At 69.6% G+C, this 15,471-nt stretch carries 17 protein-coding genes; 6 read left to right on the top strand and 11 right to left on the bottom strand.

Annotated features, from left to right (window positions below; translation table 11 throughout):
• Positions 1 to 11 precede the first annotated feature (11 nt).
• From AB0M51_RS09610 to AB0M51_RS09600, 3 genes are read right to left on the bottom strand one after another with little or no spacing between them, the layout of a single operon-like run.
• Positions 12 to 839: a carbohydrate ABC transporter permease gene (locus AB0M51_RS09610; RefSeq protein WP_344188200.1), complete on the bottom strand. Its 828-nt coding sequence runs from the start codon at positions 837 to 839 to the stop codon at positions 12 to 14.
• Positions 829 to 1,866, bottom strand: a complete 1,038-nt coding sequence (locus tag AB0M51_RS09605; protein WP_344188201.1) for a sugar ABC transporter permease — start codon at positions 1,864 to 1,866, stop codon at positions 829 to 831. The genes AB0M51_RS09610 and AB0M51_RS09605 overlap by 11 nt, the downstream gene beginning before the upstream one ends.
• Before the next feature lies 1 nt (position 1,867).
• Positions 1,868 to 3,142, bottom strand: a complete 1,275-nt coding sequence (locus AB0M51_RS09600) for an extracellular solute-binding protein (protein WP_344188203.1) — start codon at positions 3,140 to 3,142, stop codon at positions 1,868 to 1,870.
• A 118-nt stretch (positions 3,143 to 3,260) separates the two neighbouring features.
• Here AB0M51_RS09600 and AB0M51_RS09595 point away from each other — a divergent pair, with 118 nt between their 5' ends.
• Positions 3,261 to 3,866 carry an HAD-IA family hydrolase gene (locus AB0M51_RS09595; protein ID WP_344188204.1) on the top strand — a complete coding sequence of 202 codons (606 nt, stop codon included), beginning with the start codon at positions 3,261 to 3,263 and terminating at the stop codon, positions 3,864 to 3,866.
• A 10-nt stretch (positions 3,867 to 3,876) separates the two neighbouring features.
• Here the strand turns inward: AB0M51_RS09595 and AB0M51_RS09590 are convergent, their stop codons facing one another.
• The 3 genes from AB0M51_RS09590 to AB0M51_RS09580 are packed head-to-tail and all read right to left on the bottom strand — an operon-like array spanning position 3,877 to position 6,540.
• Entirely contained in the window at positions 3,877 to 4,707 is an 831-nt protein-coding gene (locus AB0M51_RS09590; RefSeq protein WP_344188205.1) for an SMP-30/gluconolactonase/LRE family protein, read from the bottom strand.
• 34 nt (positions 4,708 to 4,741) lie between these two features.
• Positions 4,742 to 5,923, bottom strand: a complete 1,182-nt coding sequence (locus tag AB0M51_RS09585) for an MFS transporter (protein ID WP_344188206.1) — start codon at positions 5,921 to 5,923, stop codon at positions 4,742 to 4,744.
• Entirely contained in the window at positions 5,920 to 6,540 is a 621-nt protein-coding gene (locus AB0M51_RS09580; RefSeq protein ID WP_363748763.1) for an HAD-IA family hydrolase, read from the bottom strand. Before AB0M51_RS09580 ends, AB0M51_RS09585 begins: the two co-directional genes overlap by 4 nt.
• 48 nt (positions 6,541 to 6,588) lie before the next feature.
• Here AB0M51_RS09580 and AB0M51_RS09575 point away from each other — a divergent pair, with 48 nt between their 5' ends.
• Entirely contained in the window at positions 6,589 to 7,746 is a 1,158-nt protein-coding gene (locus tag AB0M51_RS09575; RefSeq protein WP_344188208.1) for an ROK family transcriptional regulator, read from the top strand.
• On the opposite strand, the gene AB0M51_RS09570 is transcribed toward AB0M51_RS09575, so the two are convergent.
• The 3 genes from AB0M51_RS09570 to AB0M51_RS09560 are packed head-to-tail and all read right to left on the bottom strand — an operon-like array spanning position 7,743 to position 10,118.
• Positions 7,743 to 8,351 (bottom strand): DinB family protein, encoded by a 609-nt coding sequence (locus AB0M51_RS09570; RefSeq protein ID WP_344188209.1) that lies wholly within the window; start codon positions 8,349 to 8,351, stop codon positions 7,743 to 7,745. The two genes, AB0M51_RS09575 and AB0M51_RS09570, sit on opposite strands and share 4 nt — an antisense overlap.
• Positions 8,348 to 9,154: a bifunctional hydroxymethylpyrimidine kinase/phosphomethylpyrimidine kinase gene (gene thiD, locus AB0M51_RS09565; protein WP_344188210.1), complete on the bottom strand. Its 807-nt coding sequence runs from the start codon at positions 9,152 to 9,154 to the stop codon at positions 8,348 to 8,350. Before thiD ends, AB0M51_RS09570 begins: the two co-directional genes overlap by 4 nt.
• Position 9,155: 1 nt before the next feature.
• Positions 9,156 to 10,118: a thiamine-phosphate kinase gene (locus AB0M51_RS09560; protein ID WP_344188211.1), complete on the bottom strand. Its 963-nt coding sequence runs from the start codon at positions 10,116 to 10,118 to the stop codon at positions 9,156 to 9,158.
• A gap of 127 nt (positions 10,119 to 10,245) precedes the next feature.
• Here AB0M51_RS09560 and AB0M51_RS09555 point away from each other — a divergent pair, with 127 nt between their 5' ends.
• The 4 genes from AB0M51_RS09555 (at position 10,246) to AB0M51_RS09540 (ending at position 12,790) form a co-directional block, all read left to right on the top strand.
• A complete protein-coding gene (locus AB0M51_RS09555; RefSeq protein WP_198682133.1) occupies positions 10,246 to 10,479 on the top strand; it encodes an Lrp/AsnC ligand binding domain-containing protein in 234 nt (77 codons plus the stop codon).
• A gap of 32 nt (positions 10,480 to 10,511) precedes the next feature.
• Positions 10,512 to 10,967: a DUF3515 domain-containing protein gene (locus tag AB0M51_RS09550; protein ID WP_344188212.1), complete on the top strand. Its 456-nt coding sequence runs from the start codon at positions 10,512 to 10,514 to the stop codon at positions 10,965 to 10,967.
• 203 nt (positions 10,968 to 11,170) lie between these two features.
• Complete coding sequence (locus AB0M51_RS09545) at positions 11,171 to 11,587, top strand: YciI family protein (RefSeq protein ID WP_344188213.1); 417 nt, start codon at positions 11,171 to 11,173, stop codon at positions 11,585 to 11,587.
• 6 nt (positions 11,588 to 11,593) lie between these two features.
• Positions 11,594 to 12,790, top strand: coding sequence for a DUF6596 domain-containing protein (locus tag AB0M51_RS09540; protein WP_344188214.1), 1,197 nt, complete (start codon positions 11,594 to 11,596; stop codon positions 12,788 to 12,790).
• Between the two features lie 79 nt (positions 12,791 to 12,869).
• Here AB0M51_RS09540 and AB0M51_RS09535 read toward each other — a convergent pair whose 3' ends face one another.
• Entirely contained in the window at positions 12,870 to 14,324 is a 1,455-nt protein-coding gene (locus AB0M51_RS09535) for a carboxylesterase family protein (RefSeq protein ID WP_344188215.1), read from the bottom strand.
• A gap of 9 nt (positions 14,325 to 14,333) precedes the next feature.
• Complete coding sequence (locus AB0M51_RS09530) at positions 14,334 to 15,464, bottom strand: D-alanine--D-alanine ligase family protein (protein WP_344188216.1); 1,131 nt, start codon at positions 15,462 to 15,464, stop codon at positions 14,334 to 14,336.
• Between the last annotated feature and the right edge of the window lie 7 nt (positions 15,465 to 15,471).

Below are 15,471 nucleotides of genomic sequence, written 5' to 3'. Positions count from 1 at the left end.
GTGGTTTCAGGTCAGAACTTCATGGCGCCCGCCGCCAGGTCGGCGATGAACGAACGCGCGCCGATCAGGAAGACGCCGATCAGGGGGATGACGCTCATCAACGCACCGGCCATCACCATCGAGTAGTCGGTGCCGTAGATGCCGTTCAGCTGGTCGAGGGCGACCTGCAGGGTGAGGCGGTTCGGGTCGGTCATCACGATCAACGGCCAGAGGTAGTCGTTCCAGACGTTGATGAAGGTGAAGATCCCGAGGAAGGCCAGACCGGGCCGGAGCACCGGCAGGCCGACGGTCAGGTACTGCCGGAAGAAGCCGGCGCCGTCGACCTTGGCGGCCGAGATCAGTTCGTCGGGGATCGCGCCCTTGGCGTACTGGCGCATCCAGAAGATCCCGAACGCGTTCGCCGCGCCCGGGATGATCAGAGCCTTCAGCGACCCGATCCAGCCCAGCTGCGCGAGCACCACGAACTGCGGCACCAGCGACAGCTGGGTCGGGATCATGAACGTCGCGAGCAAGATGCCGAAAAGTACGTTCCGGCCCGGGAACTGGTACTTCGCGAACGCGAACGCGGCCAGCGAGTCGAAGAACAGCACGAGCACCGTGACGGCCAGCGACGCGATCAGCGTGAGCAGCATCGAGCCGAAGAAGTCGATGTTGTCCAGCACCTTGCCCATGTTCTCGAACAGGTGCGAGCCGATCAGCAGCTTCGGCGGGTAACTGAAGATGTCCGGGGTGGTGTTGGAGGCCATCACCACCATCCAGTAGAAGGGGAACAGCGAGACCAGCACGCCGAGCATCAGCACGATGTGGCCGACGGCGGTGCGCACGCGCTCAATGGACATCTGCGGCCTCCCTCTTGGCATTCTGGGCTGCGATCTTCCGTTCCACCCGCCGAGCGGCGCGTCGGGTCACTCGTTCCTCGTCGCTGCCGCCGATCAGCCGCCAGTTGATGATGCTGAACAGCACGATCAGCACGAACAGCGCCCAGCCCACGGCCGCGCCGTACCCGAACTGGTTCTTGATGAACGCGCTCTGGTACAGGTACGAGACGATCGTCAGGCCGGCGTCGCCCGGGCCGCCGATGCTGCTGGTGTCGCCGAACAGCACCCGGGACTCGGTGAAGATCTGCAGGCCGCCGATCGTCGAGGTGACCGCGGTGAACAGGATCACCGGCCGCAGCATCGGCACCGTGATCCGCCAGAACGTCTGCCGCGGCGAGGCACCGTCCACCTTGGCGGCCTCGTACACGTCGGCGGAGATCGCCTGCAGGCCGGCCAGGTAGATGATCGCGTTGTAGCCGACCCAGCGCCAGGTGACGATGGTGGCGATCGCGATCTTGATCCCCCAGGGCGACGTCAGCCATTCGACCTGGCCGAGCCCGATCGACTGCAGGAACGCGTTCAGCAGGCCGAAGTTGTTGCTGAAGATCGACCCGAAGACCAGCGTGATCGCGACCACCGAGGTGACGTTCGGGACGAAGTACGCGATCCGGTAGAACGTGCGCAGCCGGGTCGCGTTGTGCAGTGCGTTCGCGATCACCAGCGCGAGCAGCAGCATCGGGATCGTGGACAGCACCCAGATGATCAGGGTGTTGCCGATCGTCTTCCAGAACGTCGCGTCGGTGAGCAGGTAGTGGTACTGCTCCAGCCCGACCCACTTCATCTGCCCGATGCCGTCCCAGGAGTGGAACGAGATCCAGATCGAGAACAGCACCGGGAAGGCGCCGAAGATCGCGAACAGGACGAAGAACGGCGCCACCGCGGTGTACTGCGGGAGCGCCTGCCGGTACTTGTTCGGCGGCTTCTCCGCGACGGCGGTCGTGGTCCCTGAGCCTTCGGTGGCGGGGGCCGCCTTGCTCGTGACTGCCATGTCAGATCGCCCCCGCTCGGCTGAGTTCGCGCTGGACCTGGTGCTGGGCGTCGGCCCAGGCCTGGTCGGGGTCCTTCCCCGCTGCCTCGATGTTCACCAGTTCGGCGCTGATCGGGGTGTCGATGATCGAGTCGTACGGAGAGAAGTAGGCGCCCGGGTACTTCTTCGCGGACTCCGCGAACACGTCGACGATCTTCTGGCCGCCGAAGAACGGGTCCGGCGCGGACAGCTTCGGGTCGGTGTACGACGCCGGCGTGGACGGGAACAGCACCGGGTCCAGGAACGCCTGGGCCTGGTTCTTCGCCGACTCCAGCCAGCTGATGAACGCGAACGCGGCCTGCGGGTTCTTGCAGTACTTCGTGATCCCGAGGAAGGACCCGCCCTTGTTGCCGGCGCCACCAGGAGCCGCCGTCACCCGCCAGAGTCCCTTGGTCTTCGGGGCCGCGTTCTTCGGCCCGAGCTGCGCCCACCAGACGGCGCCGTTGTAGGCGACGAGCTTGCCGTTCGTGACGACGGCGTTCTTGTCGCTCGAGTTCTGCGCGTTCGCCGACAGCCCTTCCTTCACGACCCGTACTGCGAGGTCGAACGACTGCCGCACGTGATCCTGGTCGCCGATGTACTGCCCGTCCCGCGTCATGTACTTCTTCGGCAGCTGGGCCATCCGGTAGCCGTAGATGCTCGTGATGTTGTCGGTGATCGACGAGCCCGGGACGGCCTGCTTCACCTTCTTGCCGAGGGCGATGAACGCGTCCCAGTCCGGGGCCAGCCCGGCGACGGCCGCCGGGTCGATGTCGATCCCGGCCTTCGTGAAGATGTCCGTGCGGTAGAACAGCGCGGTCGGGCCGGTGTCCATCGGATACGCCATCATCTTGCCCTGCGGCGTCACTCCCCAGTTCCACTTCCAGGGCAGGAAGTCCTTCTCGAGCTCCTTCGCGCCGAGCTCGTTCAGGTCGTGGAACTGATCCGCGTTCGGGAAGTACGTCGCGACGTCGTCGTTGATCGCGACGATGTCCGGCACCAGGGACTTCCCGGCCAGTGCGGTCAGCACCTTGGTCTTGTAGTTGCTCCCGATCCGGGTCATCGCCAGCTTCATGCCGTCGTACCCCGGGATCGCCTTCTCGGCCTGGCCGATCAGGTCGTCGTTCACGGACCCGACCCAGGTCCACATGCTGAGCTCGTTCTTTCCACCCAGCGAGCCGACAGAGCCGCATCCGGTGAGTCCGGCGGCGGCTGCGGCGGTGCCGGCAGCCAGGAATGTCCTTCTACTCAGTGTCATAGCCTCACCTGGCGCTTTCTGTTGGATTTCGCCGGAAGGTGTCCACTCATGTTTACGTAGCCATAGGTAAGCGCATACCGACTGAACCGGTCAAGGGCTCCGATGACAAGATGACGCCATGACCTCACGCGCCGTCCTGTTCGATGCCGACGGAGTGATCCAGCGGCCCACGTTCGACTGGTTCACCCATCTCGGGTCGCTGGTGCCGGCCGACGGGGACGCCTTCGTGGCCGACCTGATGGCCGCGGAGAAGCCCGCGCTGGTCGGCAAGGGTGAGTTCCCGGACGCGCTCGCCGAGGTGCTACAGCGCTGGAACTCGACCGCGTCCGTCGAGGAGGCACTCGAGCCGTGGAGCTGGTTCGCCGCCGAGCCCGAGGTGGTCGAGCTGATCCAGGCGCTCCGGGTGGCCGGCGTCGAGTGCCACCTGGCCACCAACCAGCACGCCTACCGGCGGGCGATCATGCAGGACGAACGCGGGTACGGCGCCTGGTTCGACCGGACGTTCTACTCCTGCGACCTCGGCCTCGCGAAGCCGGACCCGGCGTACTTCCGGGAGATCCTGAACACGATCGGCGTACCCGCGTCCGAGGTGCTGTTCGTCGACGACAACGCCGCCAACGTCGAGGGCGCGCGGACCGTCGGCCTGCGGGCCGAGCTGTACGACCTGTCGGCCGGCGTACCAGCTCTCGTCGAGCTGCTCCGCCGGCACGACCTGCCGCTCTGACTCGCCGCGCTCAGGCGGCCGGTGGTACGGCCACCGGGACGGTGTGGATCTGGCCGGTGTGGGCGCCGCTACGGAGGCGGGCGAGGTTGTTCGCGATCGTGTCGTCCATGTGCCACTCGGACGTCAGGATGCACAGGGTCGGTCCGTCGAAATCGACCAGCGTGAGCGCGAACGGGGCGCGGTTCTCCGGGAGGTCGATGCGCTGCAGGATCTCGCCGCCGTCCGCGACCCGGACGACGCCCTCGCTGCCGGTCTGCGACCAGATCGCGCCCTCGGCGTCGAGGCAGATCCCGTCCGGGCCGAGGTTCTCGGCGTACACCCGGCGGTTCGTCAGGTCGCCGTCCGGCTGCACGTCGAACGCCGTCAACCGACCGGCGAACGACTCCGCGATCACCAGCGTACGGCCGTCCGGGGTGAGCACCATGCCGTTCGGGAACTCGATCTCGCCGGCCACCTCGCGGATCGCACCGTCCGGTGTGACGAGCTTGATCCAGCCGGGCTTCGGCGCCTCTCCCCCGGAGAAGTCGAAGTCCGCGCCGTCCAGGTAGATGTTGCCGTGGGCATCGACCACGATCTCGTTGGCGTGCTGCTCGGCGAGCACGGTGACCGAGCCGTCGGGCTCGTACCGGCGGAGCTTGTCGCCGGTGGTCAGCAGCCGGCCGTCGGGCGTCCACTCGATCGACCAGCCCATCAGCTGTTCGACCGGTACGTCGAAGTACTCGGCCTTGCCGCCGGCGTCGATCGCGACCACCTGCTGCTCGACCCAGTTGCAGAACCACAGCCGGCCGTTGTGCCGGCGCGCGGACTCGGGCATCGCCAGGCCGTCGATCAGGAGCTTCATGGTGCCACCTTCCTCGTTCGGGTGCTTTCACCCACTACACGAACGAGGTACGGCCCGATCGACGGCTGAGCAGGAAAAGTACGGCGAGCAGCGGGAGCGTGATCAGGTACGCCGTCCGCAGGTCGAGGACCCGTGCCAGTACGGCGAGCAGCGCCGGGGCGACCAGGATCGCCGTACCGGAGGCAAGCGCACCGACCGCGGCGAGACGGGCCGAGCTGATCCCAGGGGTCGCGACGAGTGCCGCGAGCGTGACCGGGTAGAGCGGCGCGACGCCGAGCCCCGCCACGACCAGCCCGGCGGCTACTACTGCCGGTACGTCGAACAGGCTCACCAGCAACGTGCCCGCGGCGGCAAGCACGCTGGACGGCAGCACCGGGGACCACCCGTTGAGACGGATCGGCCCGATCGCGCGCCCGACCGCCATACCGATCGGAAACGCGCTCCCCAGCAGGGCAGCCGTCGCCGTCGGCAACCCGCTCGCCACCAGCCGAGCCACCGCCCACACCACAAAGCAAAACTCGACAGCCACCGCCAGCACCACTCGCAACCACCCCACCCCCACATCCACCACAACCCGCCGCCCCCACTTCCCCACCAACCCCACAGCAGGCGCCGAGTCAATCAACACAGCCACGGGTGGTTCCTCAGCCTGAGGTGTTTGCTTGGAACGACGGCTCAGGAGGGCCAGGAGCAGGAGTGGTGGTGCCGCAGCGAGCATGGCTAGCCGGCCTGTGGGGCCTAGGGAGTCCAGCGTGCCGATGGCGAGCGGCGCGAGGATTCCCGTCCCGCTGGCGACTGCATTCACCCGACTGAGCCGAGAAGCAGCAGTGGGACCGTTCAGCATCAACGGAGCGACCAACACCAGTAACGCCCCGCCCAGGCCGACAAACAGCCCGCCCGCGATCGCCACGACGTACGACGGAGCGACTGCGATCAGCACCGCTCCCACCGCACACACAACCGACCCCAACGCCAACACAGTAGGCATCGCCCACCGCCGAAGCATCCGTGGACCGACCACCGCGACCACCATCAGCCCGACAGCGAACCCCGACGACAGCAACGCCAAGCGGTCGGTCGGCTCGTGCAGATCGCGCGCAAGGATCGCCACGCAGGCCCCCAGACCGGCCAGCACGAACCCCATCGCCGACAGCGCGATCCCGATCCGGATCTCGTCGCTGCGGCTCCCGGCCTCCGCCGGGGCCTGCGCGGTCATTCCAGACCTTGGAACAAGGCGTCGAGCCGATGCAGGTCCGGAAGCTCGATGTCCGCCGGCACGCCCTTCAGCCCGGCCGTCAACGCCCCGGACGCGCGCCCGGCGGTCAGCCCGACCACGGTGTCCTCGACCACCAGACACTCCGTCACCGGTACGCCGAGCAGTTCCGCCGCCCGCAGATACCCCTCCGGATCCGGCTTGCCCCGGCTCACGTCGTCAACGGTGACGAGCACGGACGGCGCGATCCCGCCCGCGGTCAGCCGCACCTTCGCCAGCTGCGCCGGCGCACTGGTGTAGACCGCCCACGGCGTCCCGATCCGCTCGAGGGTGGCGATCAGCTCGACCGCGCCCGGCTTCGCCACCACACCGTCGACGTCGTTGACCTCGAGGTCGTACACCCGCGCCCACGCCGCCGCCCGCTCGGCCGCCGACGCGTCCGGCAGGAACTGCGCGACCGTCGCGGCCGCCGGGTTCCCGTGCGCGACCGCGAGCACCGCGGCCGGGTCCAGGCCGCACTCGACCGCCCAGCGGCTCCAGCACCGGTCCACGACCGCGTCCGAATCCACCAAGGTGCCGTCCATGTCGAACAGCACGGCGCGGATGTCCCGGATCTTCATCAACCCTCCCATTAAACTCGTCCTCCGAGCATAAACGGAAAGGCCGCAATGACTCCAGTACGCCGGGGACAATGGCAGACGGCCGCGGACGTCCTCAGCCAGGTCGCGCGTCAGCCGGGGATCACCCGCGCCGCGGTAGCACGCACGCTCCGGCTGAGCACCGGTTCCGCGACCGAGGTGACAGCCCGGCTACGCGACGTACACCTGCTGACCGAGGCCCCCGCGCCCAGCCAGGGACGCGGTCGCCCGACGACCGTGCTGCAGGCGCATCCGGAAGGCCCTGTGGTGCTCGCGCTCGACCTACGGCAGAGCAGTTGGCGCGGTGCGGTGGTAGCGCTGGACGGCACACTGCAGCACCCGCAGAGCCAACGGCACCGCAGCCGCCGTGCACAGGTGGTGCTCAAGAACCTGCGGCAGGCGGTAGAGCGGACACAGGCGCAGTACGGCGACCGCCTGCAGCTCGTGAGCCTCGCAGTACCGGGCACTGTCCGCGACAACCACCTCATGCAGGCGCCCACGCTCGAGTGGGCCGAGCTGGACCTCGCACAGGTCACGGCCGACGTCGACGTACCGCTACTCGCCGGCAACGACGCAACGCTCAGCGGTGTGGCCGAGGCACGGACCGGTGCGGCCGCGGGAGCCGGTACGGCGGTGCACCTGATCATCGAGGTGGGTATCGGCGGGACGTTGCTGATCGACGGCGTACCGGCGCAGGGCGCGTCCGGCGCGGGTGGTGAGTACGGGCACATGCCGTTCGGCGACCGCTCTCGCACCTGTCCGTGTGGTGCTCGCGGCTGCTGGGACCTGGAGATCGACGGGCGCGCGTTGGCGCGTCACCTGAAGCAGCCGACACCTGACGACCCCGTGGCGTACGCAGGAGAGGTACTGGGACGTACCGACCGTCCCGCACGCGCAGCCGTCACCAGGGTGGTCACGGCACTCGGCTACGGCATCGCGGGGCTCGTCAACGCGCACGACCCGGACGTGGTGACCATCGGCGGTCTGGCCATCCCACTACGCGCTGCTGCCGAGGACACGTTCCGAGAGGCTTATGAGAGCGGCCTGATGACCTTCCACCGCGGTTCGCCACCACCAGTGCTGCCGGCAACCCACCAGCTGGACGGGCCACTGCGTGGTGCGGCTGCGTTGGCCCTCGACCAGCTGACCAGTGAGCCGGCGGTCGCCGCCTGGGCCGCTCAGCGTTAGTCGGCGGCCTCTTCCGCAGCCTCTTCCTCTTCAACAGGCCGGGGCTTCGGGACGATCGGTGGCTCGACCTTCGCGAGGATCTCGGTGATGTCGTGCCGGTGGTGCTGGATCTCGTGGGCGGTGTGCCGGATGATCCAGCCCAGCGTCCGCGGCGCCCGCACCGGATAGTTGTACAGGCCGAGCTTCCCCAGCTGCTGCGGCTGCAGCACCCGCGCCGCCGCGCCGAACTCGCGCGCGAACCGCATCAGCGCGGCCGCGACCTCCGTCGGGTCTTGGTCCTCGTACTTCAGCTGCTTCACCCGCCCGGTCCGGTCCATCGGCGCATACACCGGCCGGTCCTCCGCCAGGCACTGCGCGATCCGCAACCGCTGCACCTCGAGCACGTCGCGCACATGGCACGCGTACTCGATCGCCGACCACACCTCAGGCTCGGGCCGCAGCCGCACCACGTTCACGTCCGGACCGGCGGCCGCCTTGGTCAGCGCCATCGCACAGTCCGCGGCCTGCCGGATCAGCAGCGTCACGGTGCCCTGCAGGTCACCCGTGTCGTAGTTGAAACCGCACTGCTCGCAGTATCCGTCGACCGGGGGCCGCTGCTCGTTCAACTGCTACTCCCTCTGAATCTCCATGCGTGGTCGACCGGACCGATTCCGCCGCCCAGGGCGAAGCCGGCCGCGATCGCACCGGTCACGTACTCCTTCGCGGCGCCGACCGCGTCCGGTACGTCGTACCCACGGGCAAGGTATGCCGCGATGGTGCTCGCCAGCGTGCAACCGGTCCCATGCGTATGCCGGTTGTCGGCGCGGGCCGCACTGTACGCGCGGCGTACCCCAGGGCCGTACAGGACGTCGACAGCCGCCGTGCCGACATCGTGGCCGCCCTTCACGAGCACCCAGGTCGCACCGGCGTCGAGCAGCACCTTCGCCGCACTGTCCCGGTCCTCGACGGTCTCCAGCTCCACACCGGACACCGGGCCGAGCTCCGTGAGGTTGGGTGTCAGCACGGTGGCCAGCGGGACGATCTCGGACCGTACGGCGTCCATCGCGTCCGCCGCGAGCAACGCGTCGCCGTGCTTGGACACCGACACCGGGTCGACCACCACCGGTACGTCGCCGGGCAGCGTGCGCAGCAGCGAGGCCACCACGCGGACCATCGACTCGGACGCCAGCATGCCGGTCTTCACCGCGTCGACGCCGATGTCGTCGACGACGCTGCGGAACTGCGCGCGGACCTGCTCCTCGGGCAGCTCCCAGGCACCCTGGACGCCGAGGCTGTTCTGGGCCGTGATCGCGGTCAGCACGCTCATGCCGTGCACGCCGTTGGCGAGCATCGCCTTCAGGTCCGCCTGGATCCCGGCCCCGCCGCCGGAGTCGGAACCGGCGATCGTCAGCACTCTGGGGGGCGGCATCTCAACTCCTGAAATGTGCGTGTCCGGTCTCTGCAGCATACGGCGCGCCGTCCACCGTCACGGTCCCGGGCGGACGTTCCTCGTTGCCCTCAGCAACCGAGCCGATGACGGTCCAGCCCTCGGGTACGTCGGCCGGCTCGAACGTACCGACCAGGGCGTGGTCCTCGCCGCCGGTGAGCACGAACTTGAGTGCGTCCGCACCCGTCGCGGCAGCCACCGCCTGCAGCGGCTCCGGCACGGTCAGCGCCTTCGTGTGGACGTCGATGACGACCTGGCTCGCCTCCGCGACGTGGCCGAGGTCGGCCAGCAGCCCGTCGCTCACGTCGCACATCGACGAAGCGCCACGGAGCGCCGCCCGCGGACCGTCGGCGTACGGCGGCTGCGGGCGCCGGTGCGCCTCGACGACGGCCCGCGGCGAACGGAACCCGCGGGCCAGCACCGTCCAGCCCGCCTCCGCCCAGCCGAGCCGGCCGATGTACGCGACCTCGTCGCCCGGGCGCGCGCCGGAGCGCAGGACAGGCGCCCGGCCGTCCAGCGAGCCGAACGCGGTGACCGACACGACGATCTTGTCCGACTGCACCGTGTCGCCGCCGACGATGCTCGCGCCGACCAGTTCGCACTCGTCGACGAGACCCTGGTTCAGCTCCAGCGCCCAGGCGGTCGGCAGGTCGGCGGGGCCGCCGAACCCGACCACCAACGCGGTCGGCCGGGCGCCCATCGCGACCACGTCGGCCAGGTTCTGCGCGGCGGCCTTGCGGCCCACGTCGTACGCCGACGACCAGTCCCGCCGGAAGTGCCGGCCCTCCACCAGCAGGTCGGTGGTGATCACCATGCGCCCGTCCGGCACCGCCAGCACGGCCGCGTCGTCGCCGGGACCCACCAGGACGTCCTCACTCTGGGACAGCCCCTTGGTGACGGCCGCGATCAGGCCGAACTCACCCGTGCTCCCCAACGTCTCTGTCACGTCAGCAGACCTCCCATATCGCTAGCCGGAGTCTAGGCGGTACCGTGACGGAGCAACGAGTACGCCCGGCCACCTGGCAGTACTGTGGCTGGAGCCAGCTGAGGACGACTGAGTGGAGAACGACGTGGTGGTCCAGGCCTACATCCTGATCCAGACCGAGGTCGGCCGCGCGGCCGACGTGGCGGCGCAGATCGCCGAGGTCCAGGGCGTCACCCTGGCCGAGGACGTCACCGGTCCGTACGACGTGATCGTCCGCGCGGAAGCCCGCAACGTCGACGAACTCGGCAAACTGGTGGTTGCCCGGGTCCAGAACGTCCCCGGCATCACCCGGACCCTGACCTGCCCCGTCGTCCACATCTGATCGACCGCACGGGGAATCCTGCTGCTTTCGCCATGCCCAAGTTCCTGCTCGCCGCACTCTGCGTGACCGTGCTCGCCGGGTGCAGCCCCGGCGCCGCACCGGTCCCGGTCCCGTTACCGGCGCCCGAGGTCGCTGCCGCCTGCACGAGCCTGGTCAAGGCCCTCCCCGACAAGGTCCTCGACGCCAAGCGCCGCAAGACCACGCCCGAGAGCCCGCTCACCACGGCGTACGGCGACCCGCCCATCGTGGTGACCTGTGGCGTCGCCGCACCCACCGGCACGACCGAGGCCCTGTCCAAGTGCTTCGAGGTGAACGGCGTCGGCTGGTTCGCCAAGCAGGTCGAGAACGGCTACATCTTCACCACCATCGGCCGCTCGGTGTACTTCGAGGTCGCCGTCCCCAGCAAATACGCCCCCGAGGCCAACGCCCTCACCGATGTCTCGGACGCCGTCCAGAAGCACGACAAGCTGGTCACCCCCTGCCTCTGAAGCCGGCGATCTGCCGAAGCCGGTGCCTCCCGTTCGTGGAGGATGCAAGGAGCCGAAAGCCGACACCCTTGCCCCGGTCGTGGCCGAACTGGCCGGACACTAGTCCTGAAAGTCGGCTGCGAACCTTGTCCGGTTCGGGCCGGTAGACGCGACGTCTCTGGTGGAAGCACCCGGTGCGGGTGCTCGGACGGACGGAGAAGCTGATGAAGTACATGATCCTGACGTATGCGTCGCAGCAGGACTACGACGGGATGGCGGGGAAGGCGAGCGACAAGCCTGCCTGGGAGGCGGCGGACTTCGCGGCGCTGGGCGAGTTCATGGAGAAGTTCAACCGGGAACTGGCCGAGTCCGGAGAGCTGGTGGAGACACGCGGGCTGGCGGCGCCGGTGCTGACCCGGCGGTTCGGGTCGAAGGACGGGCAGCCGGTGGTCACCGACGGGCCGTACGCCGAAACCCAGGAGGTGCTCGCCGGGTACTGGATCGTCGAGTGCGAGTCCTTCGACCGGGCGACCGAGATCGCGTCCCGGCTGGCCGACAGCCCGGCGCCGGAGTTCCTGCGGGCCACGGCGTACGCCGATATCCGGCCGGTCGTCGAGGGCCGCAACGAACTGGTGGAGTAACACTCGATGGTGAACGACGATCTGCTGCGGGAGCTGGCGCCACAGGTGCTCGGCGCGCTGGTACGGCGGTACGGGCACTTCGACACGGCGGAGGACGCCGTACAGGAGGCCTTGCTCGCGGCGGCTCGGCAGTGGCCGGTGGACGGCGTACCGAGTAGTCCGCGTGGGTGGTTGATCACGGTCGCGTCCCGTCGGCTGACGGATCTGCTCCGGCGTGAGCAGGCCCGTCAGCTGCGGGAGGAGCGAGTTGCGCGGTGGGCGCCACAGGGTGATCCGGTGGGCGACACCGACGACACGTTGGTGCTGCTGTTCCTGTGCTGCCACCCGTCGTTGTCGCCTGCGTCCCAGATCGCGCTCACGCTCCGGGCGGTCGGCGGTCTGACGACGGTGGAGATCGCGCGCGCGTTCTTGGTGCCCGAGGCAACGATGACGCGGCGGATCAGCCGGGCGAAGGCGAGCGTCAAGGAGAGCGGCGCGCGGTTCAGGGTGCCGGCCGATCGCGAGGAGCGGCTGGGCGCGGTGCTGCAGGTCGTCTACCTGATCTTCAACGAGGGCTACGCGAGCACGACGGGCCCGCACCTGCAGCGGGTCGAGCTGGCCGCCGAGGGGATCCGGCTGGCGCGGATGCTGTACCGGCTGCTCCCCGACGACCCCGAGGTGGCCGGGCTGCTCGCGCTGCTCCTGCTGACCGACGCCCGCCGCCCGGCCCGGACCGGCTCGCTCGGCGAGCTGGTGCCGATGGCCGAGCAGGACCGGTCGCGCTGGATTCCGGAGCTGATCCGCGAAGGCGTCGACCTGATCACCGCGACACTCCCCCGCGGACCGGTCGGCCCGTACCAGCTGCAGGCCGCGATCGCCGCGATCCACGACGAGTCCCCGTCCGCGGACGAGACCGACTGGCCGCAGATCGTCGCGCTCTACGAGGTACTGCTGCAACTCACCGACAACCCGATGGTCGCCCTCAACCACGTGGTCGCGGTCGCGATGTCCCGCGGCCCGGCCGAGGGCCTGCGGCTGCTCGCGACGATCGAGCACGACGACCGGATCGCCGAGGACCACCGGTTGTACGCCGTCCGGGCGCATCTCCTGGAGATGTCCGGCGACCTGTCCGCCGCCCGGGCCGCCTACGCGGAAGCTGCGAGCCGAACCACCAGCGTCCCCCAGCAGCGCTACCTGAACGCCCGCGCTCACGACGTCGGCTGAGGGGGGCCAGGCCCGCGTGCCGGGGACCGTGAACAAGTTATTGCCGGTGCATCCCCACGACAACCTGTGCACGGCCCCGCTAGTGGGGCCAGCTGAGGCGTTCGTCGGGGCGGTCGTTGGTGGTGATGCCGGAGGCGCTCGCGAAGTGGCGGCTGAGGCGTTCGGGGCGGGTGTACGCCGGCCAGCCCGGGTCGCCGGTCTTCGCGAAGTCGACCCAGGCCCGGTGCACCAGGTCCGCGAGGTGCTGCGGCGGCCTCCGGCCGAGCATCGGCGCGATCGACGGGTCGTCCAGGTTGTCGAAGACGAACGGCAACTCGATCACGTGACAGGCGCCGAGCGTGCCGTTACAGGCCGGCGAGCGCCAGCCGAACTCGTACAGGTAGGTCCCGGAATGCGCCTCGGCCAGCCGGATCGCGGGGATGCGGTAGTACGAGTCGGTCATGATCGCGGCCAGGACCTCGCCGGGCGTGGCGTCCGGGCGGTTCGCGCGGTAGCGGCGGACGCCGTTCATCGACAGCCCGAAGCGCGTCCCGGCCGCGGCGTACAGCAGCGGGGTGTTGATCCTGGCGGCGACGCCGGTCGGGATCAGGAAGAGCCGCGCCTCCTCGCTGTTGGTCCCGACCATCAGGTCGACGTCCGCGGCCGCACCGGCACGAAGGCGGTCGATCGGCGGCGCGGGCAGCAGCTCACCGTCGACCACCGGGCTGAACGGCAGCAGCGTGCGCGCGACCTCGCCCCACACCTTGGCGCGCGCCTTGCCCATCACCTGCCGGCCGAGCTGGTCCTGCGCGGTGAGCAGCCGCTGGAGCGGTACGCGGGCGATCGCCTCGCGGGTCGGCGCCGTCCCGAGGAGCGCGGCCAACCGCTCGCCGACCAACTGGGCGGTGGCGACGCCGATCGTGTTGTGCGCCGCGCCCGACTCGGCGATCGCGCGGTGGAACAGCCCCGCGGCGGCCGGCATCGCGAGCAGCGTGCAGACGCTCATCGCCCCGGCCGACTCGCCGAAGACCGTCACGTTGCCAGGGTCGCCGCCGAACGCCGCGATGTTGTCGCGGACCCAGGTCAGCGCCGCGATCTGGTCCAGCAGCCCGAGATTCGGCGTACCGTCGCCGAACCACAGGAACCCGTCCGCGCCGAGCCGGTAGTTGATCGTCACCAGCACGACGCCGTCGCGGGCGAACCGGCTGCCGTCGTAGACCGACAGCGCCCCGGACCCGCTGGTGAACGATCCGCCGTGGACGAACACCATCACCGGCGCGTTCCCGTCCAGGTCCGGGGACCAGACGTTCAGGTTCAGGTAGTTGTCACCCGGGACGATCGTCCGCGGGACCAGCTCACCCAGCGCCCCGACGGTGCCGGTCTGCGGCGCCGTGGGCCCGTACGCCGTCGCGTTCAGCGGCGCGCTCCACGGCTCCGGCGGGCGCGGCGGGCGGAAGCGGTCCGGCCCGACCGGCGGCGCGGCGTACGGGATGCCCTTGAAAACGAGTGCGTCGGTCCCCAGGACGGGTCCGTACCGCGTGTCGGCGAGCGCCATGCCGAGGGGTCAGCGGAGTCCGGTCGGACGGTTCATCGCCAGCTGCAGCAGGTGCTCGACGAGGCTCGCGTAGTCCTTGCCGGACGCCGCCCACAGCCGCGGGAACATGCTGGTCGGCGTGAACCCGGGCATCGTGTTGATCTCGTTGATGATCACCCGGTTGTCGGCGTCGACGAAGAAGTCGACCCGCGCCAGCCCCTCGGCCTCGATCGCGTCGAACGCGGTCAGCGCCTTGGCCCGGATCTCGTTCGCGAGCTCGGCGGGCAGGTCGGCCGGCACCGAGAGCGCCAGGTACTCCTCGCCCTCCGGCAGGTACTTGGTCTCGAAGTCGTAGAAGTCGTGCCCGCCGCCGGACACCGCGACCTCGCCGCAGACGCTGACCTGCGGCTTGGTGCCGTCCAGCCCGCCGAGGACGCCGACCTCGATCTCCCGCGGGGCCTTCGCCGAGGCCTCGACGATCACCTTCGGGTCGTGCGCGCGGGCCTCGACCATCGCGTCGTCCAGCTCGTCCGGGCCGTTCACCTTGGTGATCCCGAGGCTCGACCCGCCGCGGCACGGCTTCACGAAGACCGGGTAGCCGAGCGCGTCGACGGCCTCCCGGCAGCCGGCCGCGTCCTGCCTCCAGTCCCGGTCCCGGATCACGACGTACGGCGTGACCTCGAGGCCGGCGGCCTGGAACACGACCTTCATGTAGTGCTTGTCCATCCCGACCGCGCTGGCCAGTACGCCGGACCCGACGTAGCGGATGTCCGACATCTCGAGCAGGCCCTGAATGGTGCCGTCCTCGCCCCACGGGCCGTGCAGCAGCGGGAACACCACGTCGACCTCGCCGAGCGTGCTCGGCACCTGGTCCGGCTCGCTGACCACGAGCTCGCGGTTCGCGCCGAACAGCACCGGCATCGCGGTGACGTCGACCTCGGGGAGCTTGCCGTCGGTGATCGACAGCCGCTCGGGATCGCCGCTCTCCAGCACCCAGTGCCCGCTGGTGCTGATGCCGACCGGGACGACGTCGTACCGGTCCCGGTCGATGACCTGCAGGACGTTCGCCGCGGTCACGCAGGAGATGGCGTGCTCGCTCGACCGGCCGCCGAACACGACGGCGACCCGGGGCTTGCGCTTGTCTTCCGAGTACTCACTCACCGGCTCG

Origin of the sequence: Kribbella sp. NPDC051137 (assembly GCF_040682535.1) — a bacterium.
Taxonomy (GTDB): Bacteria; Actinomycetota; Actinomycetes; order Propionibacteriales; family Kribbellaceae; genus Kribbella; species Kribbella karoonensis.
This window is presented reverse-complemented; position numbering and strand designations above follow the sequence as displayed.

Excerpts from the sequence above, each read along its gene's own strand:
- AB0M51_RS09610 (WP_344188200.1), bottom strand. The coding sequence starts at position 839 with ATGTCCATTGAGCGCGTGCGCACCGCCGTCGGCCACATCGTGCTGATG.
- thiD (WP_344188210.1), bottom strand. The coding sequence starts at position 9,154 with ATGCCGCCCCCCAGAGTGCTGACGATCGCCGGTTCCGACTCCGGCGGC.
- AB0M51_RS09575 (WP_344188208.1), top strand. The coding sequence starts at position 6,589 with ATGACTCCAGTACGCCGGGGACAATGGCAGACGGCCGCGGACGTCCTC.
- AB0M51_RS09545 (WP_344188213.1), top strand. The coding sequence starts at position 11,171 with ATGAAGTACATGATCCTGACGTATGCGTCGCAGCAGGACTACGACGGG.
- AB0M51_RS09550 (WP_344188212.1), top strand. The coding sequence starts at position 10,512 with ATGCCCAAGTTCCTGCTCGCCGCACTCTGCGTGACCGTGCTCGCCGGG.
- AB0M51_RS09600 (WP_344188203.1), bottom strand. The coding sequence starts at position 3,142 with ATGACACTGAGTAGAAGGACATTCCTGGCTGCCGGCACCGCCGCAGCC.
- AB0M51_RS09580 (WP_363748763.1), bottom strand. The coding sequence starts at position 6,540 with ATGAAGATCCGGGACATCCGCGCCGTGCTGTTCGACATGGACGGCACC.
- AB0M51_RS09605 (WP_344188201.1), bottom strand. The coding sequence starts at position 1,866 with ATGGCAGTCACGAGCAAGGCGGCCCCCGCCACCGAAGGCTCAGGGACC.
- AB0M51_RS09585 (WP_344188206.1), bottom strand. The coding sequence starts at position 5,923 with ATGACCGCGCAGGCCCCGGCGGAGGCCGGGAGCCGCAGCGACGAGATC.
- AB0M51_RS09590 (WP_344188205.1), bottom strand. The coding sequence starts at position 4,707 with ATGAAGCTCCTGATCGACGGCCTGGCGATGCCCGAGTCCGCGCGCCGG.
- AB0M51_RS09535 (WP_344188215.1), bottom strand. The coding sequence starts at position 14,324 with ATGGCGCTCGCCGACACGCGGTACGGACCCGTCCTGGGGACCGACGCA.
- AB0M51_RS09595 (WP_344188204.1), top strand. The coding sequence starts at position 3,261 with ATGACCTCACGCGCCGTCCTGTTCGATGCCGACGGAGTGATCCAGCGG.
- AB0M51_RS09540 (WP_344188214.1), top strand. The coding sequence starts at position 11,594 with ATGGTGAACGACGATCTGCTGCGGGAGCTGGCGCCACAGGTGCTCGGC.